The 22,631-nt window shown below is 67.8% G+C and carries 24 protein-coding genes; 13 read left to right on the top strand and 11 right to left on the bottom strand.

Annotation, left to right across the window (positions count from 1 at the left end; all coding sequences use genetic code 11):
* Positions 1–206: 206 nt before the first annotated feature.
* Positions 207–2,246 carry a CHAT domain-containing protein gene (locus J0J01_RS01490; protein ID WP_296378359.1) on the bottom strand — a complete coding sequence of 680 codons (2,040 nt, stop codon included), beginning with the start codon at positions 2,244–2,246 and terminating at the stop codon, positions 207–209.
* A 136-nt stretch (positions 2,247–2,382) separates the two neighbouring features.
* Here J0J01_RS01490 and J0J01_RS01485 point away from each other — a divergent pair, with 136 nt between their 5' ends.
* Together J0J01_RS01485 and J0J01_RS01480 are read left to right on the top strand one after the other, a co-directional pair.
* Positions 2,383–2,781 carry a hypothetical protein gene (locus tag J0J01_RS01485; protein WP_296378358.1) on the top strand — a complete coding sequence of 133 codons (399 nt, stop codon included), beginning with the start codon at positions 2,383–2,385 and terminating at the stop codon, positions 2,779–2,781.
* A 115-nt stretch (positions 2,782–2,896) separates the two neighbouring features.
* Positions 2,897–3,544 carry a FlxA-like family protein gene (locus tag J0J01_RS01480; protein WP_296378357.1) on the top strand — a complete coding sequence of 216 codons (648 nt, stop codon included), beginning with the start codon at positions 2,897–2,899 and terminating at the stop codon, positions 3,542–3,544.
* Between the two features lie 4 nt (positions 3,545–3,548).
* On the opposite strand, the gene J0J01_RS01475 is transcribed toward J0J01_RS01480, so the two are convergent.
* From J0J01_RS01475 to trmFO, 7 genes are all read right to left on the bottom strand, one after another.
* Positions 3,549–4,439, bottom strand: coding sequence for a polysaccharide deacetylase family protein (locus tag J0J01_RS01475; RefSeq protein ID WP_296378356.1), 891 nt, complete (start codon positions 4,437–4,439; stop codon positions 3,549–3,551).
* A 9-nt stretch (positions 4,440–4,448) separates the two neighbouring features.
* Positions 4,449–4,751: a hypothetical protein gene (locus J0J01_RS01470; protein ID WP_296378355.1), complete on the bottom strand. Its 303-nt coding sequence runs from the start codon at positions 4,749–4,751 to the stop codon at positions 4,449–4,451.
* Between the two features lie 12 nt (positions 4,752–4,763).
* Entirely contained in the window at positions 4,764–4,919 is a 156-nt protein-coding gene (locus tag J0J01_RS01465; RefSeq protein WP_296378354.1) for a hypothetical protein, read from the bottom strand.
* A gap of 26 nt (positions 4,920–4,945) precedes the next feature.
* A complete protein-coding gene (locus tag J0J01_RS01460) occupies positions 4,946–6,073 on the bottom strand; it encodes a zinc-binding dehydrogenase (RefSeq protein WP_296378353.1) in 1,128 nt (375 codons plus the stop codon).
* Entirely contained in the window at positions 6,070–7,425 is a 1,356-nt protein-coding gene (locus J0J01_RS01455; protein ID WP_296378352.1) for an MATE family efflux transporter, read from the bottom strand. Before J0J01_RS01455 ends, J0J01_RS01460 begins: the two co-directional genes overlap by 4 nt.
* Before the next feature lie 41 nt (positions 7,426–7,466).
* Positions 7,467–7,754 carry an acyl carrier protein gene (locus J0J01_RS01450; protein WP_296378351.1) on the bottom strand — a complete coding sequence of 96 codons (288 nt, stop codon included), beginning with the start codon at positions 7,752–7,754 and terminating at the stop codon, positions 7,467–7,469.
* An 87-nt stretch (positions 7,755–7,841) separates the two neighbouring features.
* Complete coding sequence (trmFO, locus tag J0J01_RS01445; RefSeq protein WP_296378350.1) at positions 7,842–9,197, bottom strand: methylenetetrahydrofolate--tRNA-(uracil(54)-C(5))-methyltransferase (FADH(2)-oxidizing) TrmFO; 1,356 nt, start codon at positions 9,195–9,197, stop codon at positions 7,842–7,844.
* Between the two features lie 46 nt (positions 9,198–9,243).
* On the opposite strand from trmFO, the gene J0J01_RS01440 reads away from it, so the two are divergent.
* The 7 genes from J0J01_RS01440 (at position 9,244) to J0J01_RS01410 (ending at position 15,559) form a co-directional block, all read left to right on the top strand.
* Positions 9,244–9,627, top strand: a complete 384-nt coding sequence (locus J0J01_RS01440) for a Rid family hydrolase (RefSeq protein WP_296378349.1) — start codon at positions 9,244–9,246, stop codon at positions 9,625–9,627.
* 130 nt (positions 9,628–9,757) lie between these two features.
* On the top strand, positions 9,758–11,416 hold the full coding sequence (locus J0J01_RS01435; RefSeq protein WP_296378348.1) for an NAD+ synthase: 1,659 nt from the start codon (positions 9,758–9,760) through the stop codon (positions 11,414–11,416).
* A gap of 1 nt (position 11,417) precedes the next feature.
* Positions 11,418–12,221, top strand: coding sequence for a phosphodiesterase (locus J0J01_RS01430; protein WP_296378347.1), 804 nt, complete (start codon positions 11,418–11,420; stop codon positions 12,219–12,221).
* A gap of 40 nt (positions 12,222–12,261) precedes the next feature.
* Positions 12,262–13,515, top strand: coding sequence for an Nramp family divalent metal transporter (locus J0J01_RS01425; RefSeq protein WP_296378346.1), 1,254 nt, complete (start codon positions 12,262–12,264; stop codon positions 13,513–13,515).
* Positions 13,516–13,558: 43 nt separating this feature from the next.
* Complete coding sequence (locus J0J01_RS01420; RefSeq protein WP_296378345.1) at positions 13,559–14,224, top strand: glutathione S-transferase family protein; 666 nt, start codon at positions 13,559–13,561, stop codon at positions 14,222–14,224.
* 2 nt (positions 14,225–14,226) lie between these two features.
* Positions 14,227–14,829 (top strand): alpha/beta hydrolase, encoded by a 603-nt coding sequence (locus tag J0J01_RS01415; protein WP_296378343.1) that lies wholly within the window; start codon positions 14,227–14,229, stop codon positions 14,827–14,829.
* A 31-nt stretch (positions 14,830–14,860) separates the two neighbouring features.
* The gene (locus J0J01_RS01410; protein WP_296378342.1) at positions 14,861–15,559 is read left to right on the top strand and encodes an isochorismatase family cysteine hydrolase; all 699 of its coding nucleotides are present in this window, start codon (positions 14,861–14,863) and stop codon (positions 15,557–15,559) included.
* A 41-nt stretch (positions 15,560–15,600) separates the two neighbouring features.
* Here J0J01_RS01410 and J0J01_RS01405 read toward each other — a convergent pair whose 3' ends face one another.
* The gene (locus J0J01_RS01405) at positions 15,601–16,506 is read right to left on the bottom strand and encodes a polysaccharide deacetylase family protein (protein ID WP_296378341.1); all 906 of its coding nucleotides are present in this window, start codon (positions 16,504–16,506) and stop codon (positions 15,601–15,603) included.
* On the bottom strand, positions 16,503–17,393 hold the full coding sequence (locus J0J01_RS01400) for an NAD(P)-dependent oxidoreductase (RefSeq protein ID WP_296378340.1): 891 nt from the start codon (positions 17,391–17,393) through the stop codon (positions 16,503–16,505). Before J0J01_RS01400 ends, J0J01_RS01405 begins: the two co-directional genes overlap by 4 nt.
* Positions 17,394–17,439: 46 nt before the next feature.
* Here J0J01_RS01400 and J0J01_RS01395 point away from each other — a divergent pair, with 46 nt between their 5' ends.
* The 4 genes from J0J01_RS01395 to J0J01_RS01380 all read left to right on the top strand — a co-directional run bounded on the left by J0J01_RS01395 (position 17,440) and on the right by J0J01_RS01380 (position 21,592).
* Positions 17,440–18,738: a DUF445 family protein gene (locus J0J01_RS01395; RefSeq protein WP_296378339.1), complete on the top strand. Its 1,299-nt coding sequence runs from the start codon at positions 17,440–17,442 to the stop codon at positions 18,736–18,738.
* Between the two features lie 118 nt (positions 18,739–18,856).
* Complete coding sequence (locus J0J01_RS01390) at positions 18,857–20,548, top strand: long-chain-fatty-acid--CoA ligase (RefSeq protein ID WP_296378471.1); 1,692 nt, start codon at positions 18,857–18,859, stop codon at positions 20,546–20,548.
* A gap of 76 nt (positions 20,549–20,624) precedes the next feature.
* Positions 20,625–21,134, top strand: a complete 510-nt coding sequence (locus tag J0J01_RS01385) for a hypothetical protein (RefSeq protein WP_296378338.1) — start codon at positions 20,625–20,627, stop codon at positions 21,132–21,134.
* Positions 21,135–21,157: 23 nt separating this feature from the next.
* Entirely contained in the window at positions 21,158–21,592 is a 435-nt protein-coding gene (locus J0J01_RS01380; protein ID WP_296378337.1) for a hypothetical protein, read from the top strand.
* A 3-nt stretch (positions 21,593–21,595) separates the two neighbouring features.
* Here J0J01_RS01380 and J0J01_RS01375 read toward each other — a convergent pair whose 3' ends face one another.
* A complete protein-coding gene (locus J0J01_RS01375; RefSeq protein WP_296378336.1) occupies positions 21,596–22,570 on the bottom strand; it encodes a tripartite tricarboxylate transporter substrate binding protein in 975 nt (324 codons plus the stop codon).
* Positions 22,571–22,631: the final 61 nt, after the last annotated feature.

Genomic DNA, 22,631 nt, shown 5'->3' with positions numbered 1-22,631 from the left:
ACCGCAACGAGCGGCCGGCGAGAGGCTATGGAGTGCTGGGGCGGGCATCGTCATGCGCGCCACACTGCACGATGCCGGCCCGAACAGCTAATATGGGCATTGGAATAGGATTCGCGGCCTGATTTTGGCTCCTCGATTCGCGGTCCATTGCCCATAATGAAGATCGGGCGCGAGCACTTATCCACACTCTGCGGAATACGAACCCGTCAGCGCCGCATTCTGATCTCGGGAAGCGCGCCGTCTTTCGAGCCGCGCAGCAGGCCACCTGCCCCTGACACCGTGAACGCCGCCCAGAAGGCCGGATGGGCCAGCGTCTTCTTTGTCTGTCGCATGGCCTCGGTCATGGCGCCGAGCCGTCTGTTACCCCCCAGCAGGTTGGCATAGTACCGCGCCATCAGCGACTTGGTGGCGTCGTCGGGCACCTTCCACAGACTGGCGACAACCGTCTCGGCTCCTGCCGCATGAAAGGCGTAGCGCAGGCCGTAGACCGAATCGCCCGGCCGCACCGCGCCGCGCGCCGTCTCACAAGCCGACAGGACCACGAGCTGGGTCGGCGAGAGATCGAGCCCCAGGACGTCGAGCGCGGTCACGATGCCGCCCATCGAATCGTCGGGGCTGCCGGCCAGCACCAGGCCGGTCTCGACCATCGGCGCGAGCCAGAGCGCCGGCGCCGATCCCGGCATCTCCCCGCCGACGCCGCCGGCCGCGGGCTCGGTGTCGTCGAAGAAGATGCCGTGGGTGGCGACATGCAGGACGCCCGGCGCCGGCTTCTCGAGGAGCAGCCGGCGCGTCGCCTGCGCGCCCGAGACGATACTGGCGCGCGGGATGACGCTGCCGATCGCGCTGGCCTCGGCGAGGGTCCCCGGCAGGGGCCGGATCGGCCGCCGGTTCAGCAGCGACAGGTTGCTTTCCTGCGCTCCCCCAGCGGGCGCCGACAGGCGGAAGTCCGGATCGGCATAGACATCGACGTCGAAACCGGGCTTCAGCGCCATCGGCGCGAACATGCCGAGCTGCAAGGCCGAGGCCGCGTAGCCGATATCGTACTGGTCGACCAGGAACGACGTGCCGTCATTCAAGGCGGCGAAGGCCACAAGGTTCAGGTTGCCGTCGGGAAAGATCCGCACGAAGCGATTGATGATCGACCGGTCGAGCTGGGCCGCGCCCGGATCGGCGAACGCCACCTCCCTCGATCGCGCGAGGAGCGGGGCGACGAGGTGATTGTAGCCCTGCCGCGCCAGCGGCAGGTAGTCGCTCAGGGGATTGGCGGCCGCATTCAGGAGGCGAAGCACGAACGGATCGATCTCGGCCGCCGGGCCCAGCGCGGCGACCGCGACGCGGCCATCCGAGCGCGACAGGAAGCCCAGATACTCCCACGCCGGCGCCACGGCGGCCGGCTTGGCGCCGGGCTTGCCGAACCGGTAGCGGCGGAAGGTGGCGTAGTCGATCGTCCACGAGCCGATCGGCGGCCGCCCAGCGTCCGCGAGCAGCTCGGGTTTGTAGCGGACCTCGTTGACGTCGGCCAAGAAGGCCATGAAGCCGAAGAGGTCGTTCATCGCCTGCTGGCCGGCAGTGATCCTTTGCTCGAGGGCCTGCAACTGGGCGATCGTGGCGGCGTCGAAGGGCTGCGCGGCAGCGAACAGGATGCGCTCGTACTCGGCACGCGCCTCGGCCATGTCGGCCACAAGCTGACGGCTTTCCTGCAGCTTGTACGGTCCCTTGGCATTGAGGCGGGTGCGCTGGATGTTGGCCCGCATCAACTCCATCAGGCGGCCCTTCTCGGCACGCGACATGCCGAGAGCCGCCAACGCGAGCTTCTGGTCGTCGGGGCGGTCGGCGAGCAGCGACAGCATCAGGTCACGGTCGGTTTCGAGATAGGTCAGGATGGCGGCGAGCGCCGCATCGGTGAGGCGATGCGCATTGGCGCCGAGGAATTTCTCGCCGAGCGCGAAGGACTGGGTGAAGTCGGCGGCGGCGCCTGCAACATCGCCGCCCAGCGCCTTGAAGTAGCCGCGCCAGCGCAAGGCGGGCATGAGCTGCGGTGAGCCGTCACCGGCCGTGACCTGCCGCTCCTCGACCATTCGGATGGCGAGCTTCAGTCCCTCTGCCGTGTCGCCCCTGGACAGCGCGTCGACCAGTGCGCTCTCCGGCAGGGAACCGGCCGGCGCCTGGGCCCGCGCCGGCTCCCCCGGCCTTCCGAGGAGGGCGAGCACGAGGACAGCGAGCAGGAGGATCGACGAACGTCTCATTGATGCAGGGGCCCGCGCGGGCCTCCTTTCGGTTGGCTTGGGTTTTCAATAATGGTTGAATAGGCGAACTCAATCTATCGTGGCGGAAGACGTGCGTCGCGTCCTTGCATCTATCTTGGTTCTCTGCGGTTGCCTCTTGGGCAACTCGGCCGGGGCGGAAGTGTTGATAACGGCGCGGGAAGCAGCGCTTCCCCCATCCAAGACTGCGGTCGGCGAAACACGCGCGCTGTCGCGAGCGCCCGAGGCCGAGCTGTTGCCGCCCTCGCGCAGCGGCCGCGTGACCTCGCCGCTGCAATTCGGGATCAAGTTCGTGCCCCATGGCGGCACGACGATCGATCCGGCTTCGACGCGCGTGCTTTATCTCAAGGAGCCGATCGTCGACCTGACGCCACGGGTGAAGAAGTACATGACTGCTTCGGGCATCGACATGCCGGTCGCCGAGGCGCCATCCGGCCAGCACGTGATGGTGATCGAGCTCACCGATTCGCGGGGCCATGTCGGCCTCTCCACGGTCACGCTGACCGTTGGCCCGTGAACAGAGTGAGCGGGGCGAGCCTCGCATGAAGTGCCCGTTTTGCGGAGAGGCCGTAGCCGAGGAGGCGGTGGTCTGCCGGACGTGCCGGCGCGACATCTCGATCCCGCGGCCTGTCATGGAACAGAACCAGGCGCTGCAGGCCAAGGTCGAGGCGCTCGAGGCCGAGATCGCGGCGCTGCAGGCCGAGGCCGCCCGGCACGGCTGGTCGTCGCCGACGATCCCCGTCGTGGACCTCCGCCGGCTGATGACGCCCTACGTGCTGCTGCCGGTGGCGCTGCTCGTCGCCGTCCACTTCCTGCTGGTGGTCGTGCTCGACGAGAACCTGATCTATCTACGGATCGCCACCGCAATCCTGCCCATGATCTTCGGTTACGCGCTGCAGACCGGAGGACCCGCGCGCTGGCGCGTGATCGGCGGGTTCGCCTGCCTCGTGGCCTTTGCCGCTGCGCTCGGCATGTCGCTGGTGATGTACGCAGCCTACCGCAACCCCGTGTGGCCGCAGCAAGCGGTCGAGCAGCGTGAGCTGGTCGAGTACGGCTTGAGCATGGCGCTCGCCTACATTCTGGGTGCGCTGCTGGCGGCCAGGGCGGTACCGGGTGGGCAAGTCGGGCTGCTGGCCGTCTTCATGGCGGCCAACGTGCAACGCACCGGGAAGCCGCTCGAGCAGCACATGGAGCGATGGGAGAGGATCGCCCGCTTTGCCGCATCGCTGGTGACGGCCGCGGGCATGATCTACACAGGCTTCAAGCGCTTTCTCACCTGACTCCCTATGGGGCAGGGACCTGCGCTCGATACCAGTCGAGGATCTCGGCGCCGGTCCACATCACCACGCCGTCGCGGCCGAGGATGTAGTCGTACAGCATCTCGAGGTACTTGATCCGGTGTGGCACGCCGGTGAGGTAGGGGTGGATGGAGATCGCCATCACCCGCGGCGCCGTGGCGCCGTCGAGGTACAGGCGGTCGAACTGGTCGCGGCCGCGGCGGAAGATCTCCTCCGAGGGCTGCTTCTCGACCGCGCTGATCACCACGTCGTTGACCTCGACCGTGTAGGGTACCGAGACCACCGTGCCGGCGCGCGTCTCGAGCGGCACCGGCTGCTCATCGAGCACCCAATCGGCGACATACTCGATGCCGGCCTCCGCCAGCAGGTCGAGCGTCTCGTCGGTCTCCATGAGACCCGGCGATTCCCAGCCGCGCGGCAGCTTGCCGGTGAAGCCCTTGATGGCGGCGACGGTGGCGGCGATGGCGGCGCGCTGGTCGTCGACGCGGTGCATCGGCCGCTGCACGAAGCCGTGGCCCATGAAGTCCCAGCCCGCCTCGAGCGCCGCCTGGCAGGCCTCGCGGTAGAGCTCGACCGCCGTGCCGTTCAGCGCGAACGTCGCCTTGAGCTTGCGCGCGCCCAGCACCTCGACGAAGCGCCAGAAGCCGACCCGCATGCCATATTCGTGCCACGCCCAGTTGGGCACGTCGGGCAGCAGCGGCTGGCCCATCGGGGGCGGCAGCACGGTGCGCGGCATGGCGCCCAACGGGCTCCAGTTCTCGACGTTGACGATCGTCCATACCGCGACGCGTGCGTTGCCGGGCAGGACGAGCTTCGGCCGCTTGTGGATCGGCAGGTAAGGCGTGCGGCCGCGCAGACTGTAGCCGGGATCGGTCATGGTCAGTCCTCAGATACGCTTCGCCGTGCCGCCAGCTGGGACGGGGTCGGCATGGAAGCTCAGAATCGTCCAGCTCCCGTCGCGTTTGATCAGGACGATCTGGAAGGTCGCGTTGCCGTTCTGGAAGCGGGCAGTGGCGACATACCTGGCGGAGACTTCGGCGCCCGCGCCGGTGCCATAGCTCATCGTGGCGTCACCCTTGGCACCCTCGTACGCGACCATGGGGCCGAGCTTGGCCAAAGTGTCGAATACCAGCGCGAGCTGCTCCGGGGTGGCTTTGGTCCGGAGCTCCGGCGCGGCACGGTCGAGCAATGCCTGTCTGTTCTAGTTGGCGGCAATGGCAGGCACGGCGCTGTCGACGAAAGCTTTGCTTTCCTTGTCCAGCGCCGAACCCCGATACGCGGCCCAGCCGAGGACACCGGCAATCGCGATCACGCCTACCAAAGCGATCGCGCCGAAGATCATCAGGAATTTCTTCATGTCGGCCCCCGAAGAGCCCGACTGTATCAGGCCTTATTCGGGTTGATCAGGAACTTCTCGCCGGTCGCGCGCTTGTTGTAGATCGCGATGTTGGCGGGATCGAGCACCTCGGGCAGCGAGATCGTCCTGGTGTAGTGGCTGGCGAAGGTCGTCTTCAGCGACTTCACCACCCGCTCGCGCAGGCGTGTCTGGTCGGGGCGGCCGATCTTCTGCAGGAACGGCGTCAGCAGCCAGCCGCCGACACTCCAGGCCATGCCGTAGTTGCGCGTCAGCTCGACCGCGCCGGTGTTGAGGCTGCCGTAGATATAGACCTGCTTGTGCGTGATCGAGCCGTAGCGGCTGTACTCCTTGGCGGTCTTGTTCAGCGCGATCTCCATCGCGGTCAGGATCTGGCTGGCGAGCTTGCCGCCGCCGATCGCGTCGAAGGCGATGGTGGCGCCGGTCTCGACCAGCGCCTGGACGAGATCGTCCTGGAACGAGGCCGTGGTCGAATCGACGACATGCCTGGCGCCGATGTCCTTCAGGATCTTGGCCTGTGCAGCACTGCGCACGATGTTGACCAGGCCGATGCCGTCCTCGTTGCAGATCTTGTTCAGCATCTGGCCGAGGTTCGATGCGGCGGCGGTGTGCACCAGCGCCTTGTGGCCTTCGCGCTTCATGGTCTCGGTCATGCCGAGCGCGGTCAGCGGGTTGACGAACCACGACGCGCCCTCGGCCGCCGTCGTGCCGGCCGGCAGCGGCTGGCAGTCGCGCGCCTTCAGCACGCGGTACTGCGCGTACATCGAGCCGCCGACCATCGACACGGTCTTGCCCATCAGCGCCTGCGCCTCGTCGGAGGCGCCGGCCTTGATCACCGTGCCGGCGCCCTCGTTGCCGACCGGCATCGACTGGTCGAGCCGCGCCGCGAGGAAAGGCAGGGCCTGCGGCGACACCTTGGCGGTGACCTTGAGCGACGCGCCGCTGCCGGAGGTGGTCGCGGCGGCCATGTCGGCGGGGCCGAGCAGCAGGCCGAGATCGGAGGGATTGATCGGCGTCGCCTCGACCTTGACCACGACCTGGTCGGGGCCGGGCTCGGGCACCTCGACAGTCGCGAGCGACAGTTCGAGCTCGCCGCTCTTCTTGATCAGGGAGCGCAGCTGCAATCCGGTGGTCATGACGTTCCTCTCCAGGCGGGTCGTGTGGTCGAGAAGGCTAGCACGGCCGAGAAGGAGACGATGCCCAAAGCGACGAACACGAACAGCCCGTGCAGGCCCCAGCCCATGACGTCCAGCGCGAACAGGCTGCCGCAGACCGCGATCAGGATGCGGCAGAGGTTGGCCATCACCGGCCAGACCATCTCGCCGGTGCCCTGGCTCGCGAAATAGAGCGCCATGGCCAGGCCGAAGAAGCCGTAGACGGGTCCCACTATGTGCAGGTAGGTGCGGCCCGAGGCCAGCGCATCGGGATGGCGGGTGAACAGGCCGAGCCACAGGTCGGGCTGGATCGCCACCACGATGCCGATGGTCGCTGCGATGGCGCCCGCCATCAGCGCGCCGCTCCAGGCCACGCGCTGGGCGCGCTCATGCTGCCGGGCGCCGATGTTGGTGCCGACCAGCGCGGTCAGCGTGGCGCCGATGCCGAAGCTGATCGGCACCAGCATGTATTCCAGCCGGCTGCCGATGCCGTAGCCCGCGATCGCCGCGTCGCCGGCCCGCCCGATCAGGCCGGTCACCAGCAGCACGGTGCCGTTGGTCAGGATCACCACCAGGCAGGCGACCAGCCCGACCTTCAGGATGTCGCGGAACGAGGCCCAGCGGAATCCGTCCTTCGGCCAGTGCAGGCGCAATGCCGCGTGCGGGCCGACGAGACGCATCAGCATCCACAGCGCCGCCAGCGTGAACGACGTCACGGCCGCGGCGGCGGGACCCGCGATGCCGAGCTTCGGCAGGCCGAGCCAGCCCAGCGTCAGCGCGCCGCTCAACGGGATCTGCAGCGCCGCCGTCGCGACCAGCGCGTAGCCGGGAGTCCTCATGTCGCCGGTGCCGCGCAGCACCGAGGCGAGCGTGTTGGCGATCCAGGGGGCGAAGCAGCCGAGGAAGAGTACGGTCGAGAAGGCCACCGCACGGTCGAGCGCGCCGCCGCTGCCGCCCAGCGCGCCGTAGATCGGCCGCCCGAAGCCGACCAGCACGATCGCGAACAGCGCCGCCATGCCGAGCGCGATCACCAGCGCGTGCGCCGCCGCCGCTTCCGCTGCGGCGCGGTTGCCGGCGCCCAGCGCCCGCGCGACCGAGGAGGAGATGCCGCCGCCCATCGCCCCGGCCGACATCTGGCCGAGCGCCATCTGGGTCGGGAAAACCAGCGCCAGCGCCGCTAGATCGACGAGGCCCAGTTGGGCGACGAACCAGCTGTCGGAGATGCTGACCAGGCTCTGCATCGCCACGTTCAGCACGTTGGGGGCGGCCAGGGTCAGGATGGTGGGCACGATCGGCCCCGTCAGCATCATTTGCCGGCGTTCGGCAGGACTCATGCCGGGTTAGGTAGCATGCGCCCGCCGAGGTACGCGCAAGCTTATCTTATGACCAGCCTCGATATCGTGTCGGCGAGCTGGTTCACGGTGCGGATCTCGACGACCTGCTTCATCGGGATGGCGATGTCGAAGCGGTCTTCCAGCTCGACCATCATGTCCATGACGGTGAGCGAATCGACCGTGGTGCCGTCGCAGATCACGGTGTCGCCGGCGATCGGTCGGCCCTCGGCCAGATAGGGCGTGAGGAGGCGTCGGATCTCGCCGTAGATTTCCATCTGCAGCGAGACGCTCTCGAGCTTGCGGGGGAGGATGATGGAGGGGCTGTTCATGCCCCGCATTCTCCACCCATCCCGGGGCCGGCGTTAAAACACGTTTGGTTACCGACCGTGTCGAGTCGTTACGAAATGTTGCAGCAGCTACTCTGCGGCGAGCCGCGGCGGCGCCAACCAGCGATCGAAATCGCTCAGTGCCCGCGCCGCCAGCGCCTGCTTGCGTTCCTTGCCGCGCAACGTGCCCTCGATCGGCGGGAACAGCCCGAAGTTCACGTTCATCGGCTGGAAGGTCGTCGCATCGGCGCCGCCGGTGATGTGGTTGAGCAGCGCACCCATCGCGGTCGTGACCGGCGGCACGCTCGGCGTCTCGCCGCGCAGCTCGGCCGAGGCGAAGCGGCCGGTCAGCAGGCCGACGGCGGCGCTTTCGACATAGCCCTCGCAGCCGGTGATCTGGCCGGCGAAGCGCAGGCTGGGGCGCGCCTTCAGCCGCAGCGTTGAATCGAGCAGCCGCGGGCTGTTGAGGAAGGTGTTGCGGTGCAGGCCGCCCAGCCGCGCGAACTCGGCGTTGTGCAGGCCGGGGATGGTGCGGAACAGACGCACCTGCTCGCCATGCTTCAGCTTGGTCTGGAAGCCCACGATGTTCCACAGCGTGCCGAGCGCATTGTCCTGGCGCAGCTGCACGACCGCCCACGGCCGCCGGCCGGTGCGCGGATCGCGCAGGCCGACCGGCTTCATCGGCCCGAAGCGCAGGCTCTGCGGCCCGGTCGAGGCGATTACCTCGATCGGCTGGCAGCCCTGGAAGTAGGGCGTGCTCGCCTCCCACTCCTTGAACTCGGTCTTGTCGCCGGCCAGCAGGCCCGCGACGAAGGCCTCGTACTGCTCCTTGTCGAGCGGGCAATTGATGTAGTCGGCACCGCCGCCGCCTGGACCCGCCTTGTCGTAGCGCGACTGCTTCCAGGCGATCGTCTGGTCGATGCTCTCGTGATGCACGATCGGCGCGATCGCGTCGAAGAAGGCGAGCGACTCCTGGCCGGTCAGCCTGGCGATCGCCTCGGCGAGCGCCGGCGAGGTGAGGGGACCGGTGGCGATGATGGTGATTTCCCACTCGGCCGGCGGCAGCCCCGCCACTTCCGCGCGCTCGAGCGTCACCAGCGGATGGGCGAGCAGCGCCGCCTGCACCGCGGCGGAGAAGCCGTGCCTGTCGACCGCGAGCGCACCGCCGGCCGGCAGCTTGTGCGTGTCGGCCGCGCGCATGATCAGCGAGCCCGCGCGCCGCATCTCCTCGTGCAGCAGGCCGACCGCGTTGTTCTGCGCATCGTCCGAGCGGAAGGAGTTGGAGCAGACCAGCTCGGCCAGAGAGTCGGTGACATGCGCCTCGGTGCCGCGCACCGGCCGCATCTCGTGCAGCACCACGGGCACGCCGGCGGACGCGAGTTGCCACGCCGCCTCGCTGCCTGCGAGGCCGCCGCCCACGATGTGCACCTTCCTGCTTGACGTCATCCGCTTGGACCCGAAACTCTCGCCCTCTTACATGGGAGAGCAGACGATGGCCAACAAGTTCCATAATCCCAAGTCGGTGACGCTGGCCGGCAAGTATGCGCTGGGCTGCGAGGTGCCGGCCGGCACGCGCCTGCTGTTCGTATCGGGCCAGGTCGGTCTCGACGGCAACGGCAAGCTCGCCGACGGCATCGAGGCCCAGTGCGAGCAGGTCTGGAAGAATATCGGCGAGGTGCTGAAGTCGGCCGGCATGGACTATGCGGACATCGTCAAGATGACGACCTTCCTGACCGACAGCCGGTTCATCGTCGCCAACCGCACCGTGCGCGACAAGTACATCAAGGAGCCCTACACCGCCTCGACCCTGCTGATCGTGCAGGGTCTCGCCGATCCGTCCATGCTGGTCGAGATCGAAGTGACGGCCGCGAAATGACATACCCGTCGTCCCGACCGGAGCGCGAAGCGCGGAGTGGAGGGCCCTTCTCTCGGCGACCGCGATCTCTCTTGCTGAGAGAAGGTCCCTCGACTGCGCCGCGCTTTGCGCGGCTTCGCTCGGGACGACGATGATGCCCGACAGCCTCAAGGTCGCGCTCGCCCAGCTCGATCCCAAGGTCGGCGACGTCGCCGGCAACCTGGCGAAGGTGCGGTTGGCGCGCGCCGAGGCGAAGACGCAGGGCGCCGACCTGGTGCTGACGACGGAACTGGTCCTCGCGGGCTACTTCCCCGAGGACCTGGTGCTGAAGCCGTCCTTCGTGAAGCGCTGTCACGAGGCGGTCGAGGCGCTGCGCGCCGACACCGCCGACGGCGGGCCGGGCGTGTTCGTCGCCACGCCGTGGCACGAGGACGGCAAGCTCTACAACGCCATCGTCGCCCTGCACAAAGGCGAGGTGATCGGCAAGCGCTACAAGGTCGACTTGCCGAACTACGGCGTGTTCGACGACAAGCGCGTCTTCTCGCCGGGACCGATGCCGGGCCCGCTGGTGTTCAACGGCGTGCGCGTCGGTGTGCCGATCTGCGAGGACGTCTGGACGCCCGACGTCGTGGAGTGCGTCGCCGAGACCGGCGGCGAGATCCTGCTGGTGCCCAACGCCTCGCCCTACGAGGTCGGCAAGACCGACTATCGCGTGCAGCTCGGCGTCAAGCGGGTGATCGAGAGCGGCCTGCCCTTCGCCTATCTCAACCAGGTCGGCGGCCAGGACGAGGTGGTCTATGACGGCGGCTCGTTCGTGCTGGGAGCCGACCGCATGCTGAAGGCCAAGCTCGCCTCGTTCCGCGAGCAGGTCGCGACCGTCGAGTTCCGCCGCGCCGGCGGCGGCTGGGAGTGCCTGCCCGGCCCGATCGCGCCCGAGCTCGAGCCGATCGATTCGATCTACCAGGCGATGATGCTCGGCCTGCGCGACTACGTGAACAAGACCGGCTTTCCGTCGGTGATCATCGGCCTGTCGGGCGGCGTCGATTCGGCGCTCACCGCGGCGGTCGCCGCCGACGCCCTGGGCGCCGATCGCGTGCACACCGTGATGATGCCGTCGCCCTACACCAGCCGGGAGTCGCTGGAGGACGCCAAGGCCTGTGCCGAGGCGATCGGCGTGAAGTACGACATCGTCGGCATCGAGCCGGCGATGGCGGCATTCCGCAAGATGCTGCTGCCGATGTTCGGCAACGCCGAGGAAGACGTCACCGAGGAGAACATCCAGAGCCGCGCCCGCGGCGTCACCCTGATGGCCCTCTCGAACAAGCTCGGCGGCATGGTGCTGACCACCGGCAACAAGTCGGAGATGGCGGTCGGCTACGCCACGCTCTACGGCGACATGTGCGGCGGCTACAACGTCCTGAAGGACGTCTACAAGACGACGGTGTTCGAGCTCTGCAAATGGCGCAACGCGCATCTCCCCGAGGGCGCGATGGGCCGCAAGGGTCGGGTGATCCCCGAGCGCATCATCAGCAAGCCGCCCTCGGCCGAGCTCAAGCCCGACCAGAAGGACGAGGATTCGCTGCCGCCCTATCCGGTGCTCGACGCGATCCTCAAGGGCCTGATCGAGCGCGACCTGTCGGCCGAGGAGCTGGCGAAGGAGGGCCACGACGCCGCGACCGTGCAGCGTGTCTGGCGCCTGCTCGAAGGGGCGGAGTACAAGCGCCGACAGGCGCCGCCCGGCGTGAAGATCACCTCGCGCCTGATCAGCCGCGAACGGCGCTACCCGATCGTCAACGGCTTCAGGGGCTGACATGCTGATCGCGCAGCTTTCCGACATGCATCTGCGCCCCGAGGGCCAGCTGCTCTACGACCGCATCGACACCGCGGCCTATCTCGAACGCGCGGTGGCGCACGTCCTGAAGCTCGATCCGCGGCCCGATGTCGTCATCATGACCGGCGACCTCGTCGAGGCGGGCAAGCCCGAGGAATACGCGCGCCTGCGCCGGCTGATCGCGCCGTTGCCGATGGCGGTCTACGTCATTCCCGGCAACCACGATGCCCGCGAGTCGCTGCGCGCGGCGTTCGCCGACCAGGGCTATTTCCCGGCGTCCGGCTTCCTTCAGTACACGGTCGAGGATCTGCCGATCCGCCTGATCGCGCTCGACACCGTGGTCGAGGGCAAGGGTTACGGCGCGCTGTGCACGGAACGCCTGGCCTGGCTCGAGGCCCGACTGGCGGAGCAGACCGACAAGCCGGCCATGCTCTTCATGCACCATCCGCCATTCGACTGCGGCATCGAGACCTTCGACAAGTCGCGCCTGATGGAAGGTGACGACCGGCTGGCCGAGTTGGTTCGAAGCCATCCCAATGTCGAGCGCGCCACTTGCGGCCACGTCCATCGGCCGATCCAGGTGCGCTGGGCCGGCACCGTGGCCTCGATCGCGCCGAGCACGGCGCACCAGGCGACACTCGATCTGCACGAACACTCGGCGCTCACCATGATGATGGAGCCACCCGCGATCGCGCTGCATCAATGGCGACCGGGAACCGGGCTCGTCACCCACGTCAGCTACATCGGCGACTTCGACGGACCCAAGCCCTTCCGCAAGATGTGATGGAGCAACCTCGGGGGCGAGGCCCGCGTTTTCCGTCGCCTTGTCCCTGAAAGACCTCACCAAGCGCCTCGGCCCCGGTGTCATTACCGGCGCCGCCGACGACGACCCCAGCGGGATCGCCACCTATTCGCAGGCCGGCGCCCAGGCCGGCTTCGGCCTGCTTTGGACGGTGGTGCTGACCTGGCCGATGATGGTCGCCGTCCAGTCGGTCAGCGCGCGCATCGGCCGGGTCACCGGCCGCGGCCTCGCCGCCAACATGCTCGAGGTCTTTCCCCGGCCGGTCGTCGGGTTGCTGGTCGCGCTGCTGTTCATCGCCAACACCATCAACATCGGCGCCGACCTCTCGGCGATGGGCGCTGCGGCGAAGCATGCCGTCGGCGACGGCAGCGAGCACCTCTACACCGTGCTCTTCGCCCTCGGCACCCTGGCCGCCACGGTGTTCATTCCCTATCACCGCTATGTCGACGTGCTGAAGTGGCTGACTTTTTCGCTGTTCGCCTATATCGGCATCGCCTTCACCGTGCAGATCGACTGGCACGCCGTCGTGGTCGGCGCCCTGCTGCCGCATTTCGAGGTCACCGGCGAGGCGCTGACCCTGGTGGTCGCGGTGTTCGGCACCACCATCAGCCCTTATCTCTTCTTCTGGCAGAGCTCGCAGGAGGTCGAGGAGGAGGAGGCCGACCCCAGGGCCGCGCCCCTGCTCGAGAAGCCTCAGCAGGCGCCGCGCGAGCTGGAGCGCATCGGCTGGGAGACCTGGATCGGCATGGCGATGTCGAACCTGGTCGCCTTCTTCATCATGCTGGCCACCGCCGTCACCCTGCACGCCAACGGCCAGACCGACATCCAGTCGACCCAGCAGGCGGCCGAGGCCCTGAAGCCGATCGCCGGCGAGGCCGCCTTCCTGCTGTTCAGCATCGGCATCGTCGGCACCGGCCTGCTGGCCGTGCCGGTGCTGGCAGGCTCGGTGGCCTACGCTGCGGGTGAGCTGTTCGCCTGGCCGATCGGGCTCGAGCATCCGCCGCGCGACGCTCGTGGCTTCTATTCGGTGATCGCCGCGGCGACCGTGCTCGGCATCGCCGTCGATCTGTCGGGCCTCGATCCGATCAAGGCGCTGGTGTGGAGCGCGGTGGTCAACGGCGTCGCCGTCGTGCCGATTCTGGTGGCGATGATGATCGTGGCATCGCGGCCGGCCCAGATGGGCAAGTTCGTCGCCAGTCGCAGCCAGCGGATCTTCGGCTGGATCACCACGGTGATGATGGCGGCCGCAGCGGTCGCGATGTTCGCGACGATGTAATAGCTGACAGTCCCTGTCGCCTCGGCGTGATAACGTCCGGCGCATGAAGCTCTATTCCGGTCCGCTCAGCATGTTCGGCGCCAAGGCCGAGATCGCCGCCCACGAGAAGGGCATCGCCTTCGAGCTGGTGATGGTGCCGTTCGAGATGGCGACGCTCTATCAGCCCAAGCATCCCGAGGTGCTGCGCATCAATCCCAAGCGCCAGGTGCCGGTGCTGGTCGACGGCGATCTCGAGATCTTCGATTCGACGCAGATATTCGAATACCTCGAGACGATCCGGCCCGAGCCGGCCTTGTGGCCGGCCGACCCGAAGGCACGGGCGCGCGCTCGCCTGCTCGAGCATACGTCCGACGAGGTCTATTTCCCGCCGATCGTTCGCCTCATGGGCCTGCAGAGCACGCCGGACGATCCGGCCGCGGTCGAGGCGCGTGCTGCGGCGACGGCGTTCTACGACACGATGGAGCGGGCGATCGGCACGCAGGGCTGGCTGGCCGGTTCCTACTCCTACGCCGACATCGCCTTCTACATGGCGCAGCTCTTTGGCGCGCGGATGACGGCGCCGATGGACGAGCGCCATCCGCGCCTGCAGGCCTGGCGCGATCGCATGAGCGCGCGGCCGGCGGTCGCGAAAGTCGCGGGCGCGATGGGTCGCTATCTGCTCTCTCAGGGGCGCAAGCTGCCGCCGTTTCTTGCTAAGCTCAGCACCTGACCATGGCCAAAGTCTTCTTCCTGCCCGGCACGGGCGCCTCGCCCGATTTCTGGAAACCGGTCGGCACGCGCTTGCCAGCCGACTGGCCGAAAACTTATTTCGGCTGGCCCGGGCTGGGCAGCCAGCCGCACGATCCCTCCATCAAGGGCTACGACGACCTCGTCGCCCTGGTCGAGGCGCGCATGACCGAACCGGTCGACCTGGTCGCGCAATCGATGGGCGGCTTCATCGCCGCCCGGCTGGCGCTCGAGCATCCGCGGTTGGTGCGGCGACTGGTTCTGACCGTGACCTCGGGTGGCGTCGATATGGCGGCGTTCGGCACCAGCGACTGGCGGCCAGAGTATCGCCAGCTCCATCCCAATGCCGCGGCCTGGGTCACGGCGTCGACCAGCGTGCCCCCGTTGCCGGTCGAGCGCATTGCCGTACCGACCTTGCTGTTGTGGGGCGATGCCGATCCGATCAGCCCGCTGGCGGTGGGGCAGCATCTCGCGCAACGCGTGCCAAACGCCCGGCTCCACGTCGTCAAGGGCGGCGGGCACGATCTCGCCAGGACTCACGCCGATGAAGTCGCACCGCTGATCGAACGGCACCTCGCCGAGGATTGACGCGAAAGCGCCGGGGCGACAGGCTCGGCGCATGCATAAGTACGTCGTTCCGGACGCCATCCGCGCCCGCGTGATCCGCCTGCAGGGCAAGCCGTTCGCGCTCGACCGCATCGATGCCGCGCGTGCCGCGCTGGTCGTGGTCGACATGCAGAATTACTACGTGGCCGAGGGTTTTCCCAACGAATCGCCAAACGCGCGGGCGATCGCGCCCAACATCAACCGCATGGCCGCGGCGATGCGCGCGGCGGGCGGGCGCGTCGTCTGGATCCAGACCGATTCGGCCGAGGCGCTCGCCAAGTGGGGCAACCATCACAAGTACAAGCTCACGCCCGAGAACGCGGCGCGCCGGCTGAAGCTGCTGTCGGCGAGCGACGAGGGCTTCAAGCTCTACAAGGCGCTGGAGCCCAAGCCGGACGACCTTTACGTGCGCAAGATCAAGTTCAGCGCGCTGGTCGGCGAGTCCTCCAATCTCGATGCAGTGCTGCGGGCGCACGGGATCGAGATCCTGCTGATCGCCGGCACCAAGACCAACGTGTGCTGCGAATCGACGGCGCGCGACGCCTCGATGATGGAGTACCGCGTCGCCATGCTGTCCGACGCCAACGCCACGCTGACCGACGAGGAGCACGCCGCCGCGCTCAACGGCTTCCAGATCTCGTTCGGCGACGTCATGACCGTCGACGAAGCCCTGGCCCGGATGGCGCCGGCCCAGAAGCGCAGCGCGGCTTAGCGCTCATATTCCTCTCCCCCGAACGGGGGAGAAGAGGAAGACTAGCTGCCCGGGATGATGCCCGGCTTCATCGCGATGCAGTGATCGGCGATCGCGCCGGGCGTGGTGGGCCACACCCGGTCGAAGTCCTTGTGCCCCTTGATGCGGCGGAAGATGTCGCGCAGCACCCTCAGGCGGTGTGGCTGGCCCATGATGAAGGTGTGCAGCGAGATCGCCATAACCAGCGGCCGCTGCACGCTCTGCTCCAGCATCTCCTCGAACTGGCGCAGCACCACCTCGCCATAGACCGGCGCGTCCTGGCGGAGGTGGATCACCGACAGGTAGTCGTTGGTCTCGACGGCGTAGGGCACGTTGAGCAGCGGGCCGGCCCGCGTCTTCATCCAGTAGGGCTGGTCGTCGCACGGCCAGTCGACGATGTACCTGTAGCCCGCCTCCTTGAGCAGGTCGGGCGTCACCAGGCTCTCGGCCTGCAGGGGCGTCATCCAGCCGGCCGGCGCCTTGCCTTCCTTCTTGGTGATGGCCTCGGTCGCTTCCCGGATCAGCGCGCGTTCCTCGGCCTCGGGCCGCTGGCCGGGCTCCTCGGAGTTGGTGCGGCCGTGGCCCATGATCTCGTCGCGCGGCCGCTTCTTGAGCGCCGCCATGATCTCGGGATGGGTGTCGTAGAGGTAGGAGTTGATGTGGTGGCCGAGCGGAATCTCGAACCGGTCGGCCATCTCCAGCATGTGCCAGATGCCGACCCGGTTGCCGTACTCAAGCCAGCACCAGTTGCGGTGATCGGGATAGGGCAGGGGATTGCCGAAGGTCGGGCCCTTCAGGCCGAAGCCGAAAGTCTCGACGTTCAGCGCCACCCACAGCGCGAGCCGCTTGCCGCCCGGCCATGAATAGTCCGGGCGGTTGGGCAGCGGGACGTAATCGAAGCGACCGTGGACCGGCAGCGGCCGGTTCACGGCTTCACTTTCCGCTGCAGCATGGTCTCGTAGACGCGCAGGACCGAGGAGCTGTCGTCCGGCCCCCAGCCCATGCCCTTGGCGAGGCGCTGCAGGTTGTGGGTCGAGGCGCCCTGCTGCAGCGGCACGCCCAGCTCGTCGCCGAGCTCCAGCGCCAGGTGCAGGTCCTTGTAGGCGAGGTCGAGCGCGAACGACGGCGGCGAGTAGTGGCCCTTCAGCGCCCGCAAGGTGAAGTTCTTGATGGCGTTGGAGTTGCCGCTCGAGCTGGCGATCACGTGCAGCAGCTTCTCGGGATCGAGGCCGTAGCCGGTGCCCAGCATCATGCCCTCGCACAGCGCGGCCATGTTGCAGAACGACAGCATGTTGTTGACCAGCTTGGCCACCGTGCCGCTGCCCAGCCCACCCATGTGGATCACGTTGGCGCTGAACGACTGCAGCACGGGCAACGCGTCGTCGAACACCTTCTTGTCGCCGCCCACCATGATGGCGATGGTTGCGGCCTCGGCGCCGGTCGTGCCGCCGCTCACCGGCGCGTCGAGCATGGCGATGCCCTTGTCGGCGAAGGCGGTGCCAATCTTCTTCACCATCGACGGCGCGTTGGTGCTGAGGTCGATGTAGGTCTGGCCCTTGCTGATATTGGCCAGGATGCCGCCGTCGCCCATTGCCACCTTCTCGACATCCCGGGGCATGGGCAGCGAGGTCATGACGATGTCGGCGCCCTTGGTCGCCTCGGCGACAGACTTGGCCCCCGTGCCGCCCAGATCGGTGCAGGTCTTGAGCGCCGCCGGGTTGAGGTCGAACACCGTCACCTGGTGGTTCGAGCGCTTGATGATGTTGCGGCACATGGGCCCGCCCATGTTGCCGACGCCGATGAATCCGACCTTCATGGCCATCTCCCCAAAAAAACTGCGACCGGCGCACTATATACGAGGGATGGACCAGTATTCGCCTCTCCCGGCCCGCGATGCGGACCGCGCGCAAGCGCGCGACGCGGATCGTGCTCGGGCGCTCGCCCGCATCAAGCTGGTGGCGACTCTGCTGCTGCTCGCGATGGCGGCGCTGTTCATCGTGGCGCGGCATTACGAGCCGGCGCACTGGGCCTGGGGGTACGTCGCCTCGTTCGCCGCCGCGGCCACGGTGGGCGGGCTGGCGGACTGGTACGCCGTGGTGGCGCTGTTCCGCCGGCCGCTCGGCCTGCCGATCCCGCATACCGCCATCGTGCCGCGCAACCACGAGCGCATCGCCGACAATCTCGGCAACTTCATCGAGACCAACTTCCTGGCGCCCGAGGCGGTCGAGCAGAAGCTGGGCGAGGTCGACTTCGCGAGCCACATGGCGACTTGGCTGGCCGACCGCGGGCGCAGCGCCGCGCTCGCCGGCTTCGTGATCCGCATGCTGCCGCAGGCGCTGGCGGCGATCGACCAGGGCGGCCTGCGCCAGTTCTTCGGCGAGCGGGTGCAGACCGAGCTGCAGCGCATCGAGATCGCGCCGCTGGCCGCGGGGTTGCTCGGCGCCGCCACCGAGAAGGGCCAGCACCGGCGCCTGTTCGACGAGCTCCTGAACGTGCTCGACAGGCTGCTCAAGAACAAGAAGACGCTCGAGGCCCTGCGCGAGAAGATCCGCGACGAGATCCCCTCGGTCTTCAACTGGTATCGCGCCGATGCCTATGTCCTGAAGAAGATCGTCGCGGCGACGACCGACTTCATCGACGAGGCGCGGGCCGATCCCGGCCATCCGCTGCGCAACGACTTCGACAAGTTCGCCAGGGGCTTCGCCGAACGGCTGCGAACCTCGACGTCGTTCGCCCGCCGCGCCGAGGAGCTGAAGCGCGATCTGCTGGCCCGGCCCGAGGTGACGGCGCTGGCCGAGGGGGCCTGGGACAGCCTGCGCGCTTTCCTCGAGCGCGATGTCGCGAGCGACGACTCGCAGGTCCGCCGCCAGCTCGAATCGATGCTGTTCGAGCTCGGCGCGCAGCTTGCCCGCGACGCGGCGGTGCGGGCCGAAATCAACCGCGGCGTGGTGGAGGTGCTGGGCGATTTCGTGCAGAGCCAGAAGAGCGGCGTCGGCCGCTTCATCGCCGACCAGGTGAAGTCGTGGGATATCGGCGTGCTGATCGGGCGTATCGAGCTCGTGGCCGGCCGCGACCTGCAATACATCCGCTTCAACGGCACGCTGATCGGCGGCCTGGCCGGTTTGGCCTTGCACGTCCTGGAACAGGGGTTGAAGCTTTGACAGCAATGTCCTCTCCCCCGTTAGGGGGAGTGGTTAGGTGAGGGAGAATCGACGTGCGTAGCCCCTCACCCGTCCTCTCCCCCTGACGGGGGAGAGGTGAATGAAGGGGAGGAAGTCGATGGACCGGTTCTGGCTGAAGAATTATCCGCCGGGCGTGCCGGCGGATGTCGACCCGTCGGTCTATCCCAGCCTGGTGTCGCTGCTCGAGGAGAGCTTCGGCAAGTACCGCGACGCCAAGGCCTATATCTGCATGGACAAAGCCATCACCTTCGGCGAGGTCGATGAGCTGTCGAAGGCGCTGGCGGCCTGGCTGCAGAGCCGCGGCCTCGCGAAGGGCGCGCGGGTCGCGATCATGATGCCCAACGTGCTGCAGTATCCCGTCGCCGTCGCAGCGGTGCTGCGGGCCGGCCTGATCGCCGTCAACGTCAACCCGCTCTACACTGCGCGCGAGCTCGAGCATCAACTGCACGATTCGGGCGCCGAGGCGGTGATCGTGCTGGAGAACTTCGCTGCGACCCTGCAGCAGGCGCTGGCCGGCGGCACACCGGTGAAGCACGTCGTCGTCGCCGCGATGGGCGACCTGCTGGGCTTCCTGAAAGGGGCGATCGTCAACTTCGTCGTGCGCACGGTGCGGAAGATGGTGCCGGCCTGGTCGCTGCCCGGCCATTTCGCCTTCAACGCGGCGATCGCCGCCGGCCGCTCGATGAGCCTCGCCAAGCCGGATATCGTGCCGGACGACATCGCGGTGCTGCAGTACACCGGCGGCACCACCGGCATCGCCAAGGGGGCGATGCTGTCGCATCACACCATCGTCGCCAACCTGCTGGCGTCGGAGGCCTGGATGCAGCCGGGGCTGAAGCGCCGGCCGATGAGCGGCCAGCGCACCATCGTCTGCGCGCTGCCCCTCTATCACGTCTTCGCCTTCATCACCTGTGGCCTGCTCGGCATGCGCACCGGCGCGGTCAACCTCCTGATCCCCAACCCGCGCGACATTCCCGGCACGGTCAAGGAGCTGGCGAAGCACCACATCAACATCTTCCCGGCGGTGAACACGCTGTTCAATGCGCTGGCCAACAATGCCGAGTTCGCCAAGCTCGACTTCTCGGGCCTGCTGATCTCCAACGGCGGCGGCATGGCGGTGCAGGAGGCGGTCGCCCGCAAGTGGCTCGCCGTCACCGGCTGCCCGATCGTCGAGGGCTACGGCCTCAGCGAGACCTCGGCCGGCGTGACCTGCAACCCGACAGATTCGGATTCCTATACCGGCACGATCGGCCTGCCGATGCCCAACGTCTGGATCGAGATCCTCGACGACAACGGCAACACGCTGCCGCTCGGCCAGGCGGGCGAGATCGCGATCAAGGGGCCGCAGGTGATGAGCGGCTACTGGCAGCGACCCGACGAGACGGCCAAGGTCATGACGCCGGATGGCTACTTCAAGTCGGGCGACATCGGCGTCATGGACGAGCGCGGCTACGTCAAGATCGTCGATCGCAAGAAGGACATGATCGTCATCTCGGGCTTCAAGGTTTTCCCCAACGAGATCGAGGATGTCGTTGCCAGCCACCCAGGGGTGCTGGAGTGCGCCGCCGTCGGTGTGCCGGACGAGAAGTCGGGCGAGGCGGTGATGCTGTTCGTCGTGCGCCGCGACAAGAGCCTGACCAAGGAGAAGCTCGCGGCCGACTTGGCGAAGGAGCTGACCGGCTACAAGCGGCCGCGGCACATCGAGTTCCGCGACGAGCTGCCCAAGACCAATGTCGGCAAGATCCTGCGCCGAGAGCTCAGGGACGAGGTGCTGAAGAAGGCAGCCTGACTGCACCCCGGGGCGCCGGAACCTGCCGGGGCCTTTCGCGTTGCCGCGTCAGGCCTTTTCCAGAAGGAGCGCCCCCATGGTTCGCACCGCTTTCGCTGTCGTGGCCCTCGGCCTTGCGGCCGGCGCCTGTTCCTACAGTTCGACCACCACCGCCCAGATCCCGACGGCCCCCGGCCCGATCGTCGTCGCGTCGCCCGCCGGCCAGGCCTGCGTCGACTACGGCTTCGTGCCGGGCACCATCGCCTACAATCGCTGCGTCGAGCGCGCGGAAGCGGCTCGTGTCCGCGGCCGGGTGGCGGTGATCACCGCCGAGGCCGATGCACGAGATGCCTGCGCCTCCTACGGCCTGGAGCCGGGCTCACCGTACTTCAACCGCTGCGTCGGTCGTGAGATGGATGCCCGCCGCATACGGGCCGACCAGGCGGCGGTCTATGTCCCGGCGCAGGTCGCCGCCCCGCCGGTCCCGCCGCCGCCCCCGGCCGGCGTTCAGGCCTTTAGGGATGAGTATGGTTTCCGCTATGATGGCCAGGGCAACCGGCTCGACGCGCGGGGCAACATCATCAGCCCGGCGTCGACCCAGCCCTAGAGTTCTGGCCATGGGGGAGTTTGATGGCGTCTGTTCGTGTCGTTGCCGCGCTGCTGCTGAGCGGCGTCAGCCTGGGCGCCTGCAATCTCCCTGTGCCTGACTACAAGACGATCCCGTATCCGGCGCCGTACCGCAAGGAAGCGGACGGCGCGGTGCTGGACAACGAGGACATGAGGCTCGACGCCCAGGGCTACCGCCTGGACAAGCAGGGCCGGCGCATCGGCGAGGTCGACGTGCAGACCAAGACCTCGGGCGAGAGCTCCAACGCCATGGCCGGCTACTACATCAGCAGCCGCGGCGCCAACGCGCCGGGCAACGTGATGGTGCCGAGCGAGGGCGCCAACACCGGCGCGGGCTACGGGCCGGGCAGCGCCACCATCACCCCCGGCGTCGAGCCGACGGCTCCGATGATGCCGCCGGCAAGCGGTCAGCCTGTGCCGCTCGCGCCGTCGCGGTAGCCGCTACTCGATCCTGACGCCGGCGGCCTTGATGACTGGCGCCCACTTGGCGATCTCGTCCTTGATGAACTTGGCGGTGCGCTCGGGCGAGGTGTCGGTCGCCGGCACCGCGGCAATATCCTCCAGGAACTTGATCATGTCGGGATCCTTCATCAGCGTGCGCGACGCCTTGTCGAGCACGTCGACCACCGGCTGCGGCGTGTTCGCGGGACCCAGGACCAGGTTGAAGGTATAGGCCTCGTAGCCTTTCACGCCGGCCTCGATCATGGTCGGGATCTCGGGCGCGATCGGTGCGCGCTTGGCGTGGGCGTAGGCGAGGATGCGCAGCTTGCCGGCGCGATGCTGCTGCAGCGTGGTGCTGAAGGTCTCGAACATCCAGGCGACGTTGTCGGACATCACGTCCTGTAGCGCCGGTCCCGAGCCCTTGTACGGCACGTGCACGACGTCGATGCCGCCGACCTCGCGCTTGAAGTACTCGGTGGCGAGATGGAGGATCGAACCGTTGCCCGACGAGGCGTAGGAGTACTTGCCCGGGTTCTTCTTCATCAGGTCGACCAGGCCCATCACCGAATCGGGCATCGACGGATGGGTGACCAGCACCAGCGGGTTGACGCAGATCGAGGAGATCGGCGTGAAGTCCTTCACCGCGTCGTAGGCGGGATGGACGAAGGCGGTCGGGTTGACCGCGTGGGTCGAGGACGGCGCGAACAGCAGCGTGTAGCCGTCGGCCTTGGCGTTCTTGACCTCGACCGCGCCGATCGAGCCCGCGGCACCGGCCTTGTTGTCGACGATCATGGTCTGGCCGAGCAGGCCGGTCATCTTCTCGGCGACCTTGCGGCCGATGATGTCGGTCGGGCCGGCCGGCGCGAAGGGCACGACCAGGCGGATGGTCTTCTCGGGGTACTTGGCCTGGGCGCGGACGATCGATGGGGCTGCCAATGTACCCAGGCTCGCAACCAAAAGATCTCGACGTTTCATTGACTTATCTCCCGTGGGTCACACCAAGAGCGCCGCATCGGCGGGCGCCGTTTCACTCCCG

This window comes from Reyranella sp., assembly GCF_017305915.1.
In the GTDB taxonomy this organism is placed as follows: Bacteria; Pseudomonadota; Alphaproteobacteria; order Reyranellales; family Reyranellaceae; genus Reyranella.
This window is presented reverse-complemented; position numbering and strand designations above follow the sequence as displayed.

Coding starts and splice junctions, on each gene's coding strand:
- J0J01_RS01400 (WP_296378340.1), bottom strand. CDS start 17,393: ATGAAGGTCGGATTCATCGGCGTCGGCAACATGGGCGGGCCCATGTGC.
- J0J01_RS01375 (WP_296378336.1), bottom strand. CDS start 22,570: ATGAAACGTCGAGATCTTTTGGTTGCGAGCCTGGGTACATTGGCAGCC.
- J0J01_RS01440 (WP_296378349.1), top strand. CDS start 9,244: ATGGCCAACAAGTTCCATAATCCCAAGTCGGTGACGCTGGCCGGCAAG.
- J0J01_RS01475 (WP_296378356.1), bottom strand. CDS start 4,439: ATGACCGATCCCGGCTACAGTCTGCGCGGCCGCACGCCTTACCTGCCG.
- J0J01_RS01450 (WP_296378351.1), bottom strand. CDS start 7,754: ATGAACAGCCCCTCCATCATCCTCCCCCGCAAGCTCGAGAGCGTCTCG.
- J0J01_RS01480 (WP_296378357.1), top strand. CDS start 2,897: ATGGAACAGAACCAGGCGCTGCAGGCCAAGGTCGAGGCGCTCGAGGCC.
- J0J01_RS01385 (WP_296378338.1), top strand. CDS start 20,625: ATGGTTCGCACCGCTTTCGCTGTCGTGGCCCTCGGCCTTGCGGCCGGC.
- J0J01_RS01490 (WP_296378359.1), bottom strand. CDS start 2,246: ATGAGACGTTCGTCGATCCTCCTGCTCGCTGTCCTCGTGCTCGCCCTC.
- J0J01_RS01410 (WP_296378342.1), top strand. CDS start 14,861: ATGCATAAGTACGTCGTTCCGGACGCCATCCGCGCCCGCGTGATCCGC.
- J0J01_RS01390 (WP_296378471.1), top strand. CDS start 18,857: ATGGACCGGTTCTGGCTGAAGAATTATCCGCCGGGCGTGCCGGCGGAT.
- J0J01_RS01420 (WP_296378345.1), top strand. CDS start 13,559: ATGAAGCTCTATTCCGGTCCGCTCAGCATGTTCGGCGCCAAGGCCGAG.
- J0J01_RS01435 (WP_296378348.1), top strand. CDS start 9,758: ATGATGCCCGACAGCCTCAAGGTCGCGCTCGCCCAGCTCGATCCCAAG.
- J0J01_RS01395 (WP_296378339.1), top strand. CDS start 17,440: ATGGACCAGTATTCGCCTCTCCCGGCCCGCGATGCGGACCGCGCGCAA.
- J0J01_RS01430 (WP_296378347.1), top strand. CDS start 11,418: ATGCTGATCGCGCAGCTTTCCGACATGCATCTGCGCCCCGAGGGCCAG.
- J0J01_RS01460 (WP_296378353.1), bottom strand. CDS start 6,073: ATGACCACCGGATTGCAGCTGCGCTCCCTGATCAAGAAGAGCGGCGAG.
- J0J01_RS01415 (WP_296378343.1), top strand. CDS start 14,227: ATGGCCAAAGTCTTCTTCCTGCCCGGCACGGGCGCCTCGCCCGATTTC.
- J0J01_RS01380 (WP_296378337.1), top strand. CDS start 21,158: ATGGCGTCTGTTCGTGTCGTTGCCGCGCTGCTGCTGAGCGGCGTCAGC.
- J0J01_RS01465 (WP_296378354.1), bottom strand. CDS start 4,919: ATGAAGAAATTCCTGATGATCTTCGGCGCGATCGCTTTGGTAGGCGTG.
- J0J01_RS01455 (WP_296378352.1), bottom strand. CDS start 7,425: ATGAGTCCTGCCGAACGCCGGCAAATGATGCTGACGGGGCCGATCGTG.
- trmFO (WP_296378350.1), bottom strand. CDS start 9,197: ATGACGTCAAGCAGGAAGGTGCACATCGTGGGCGGCGGCCTCGCAGGC.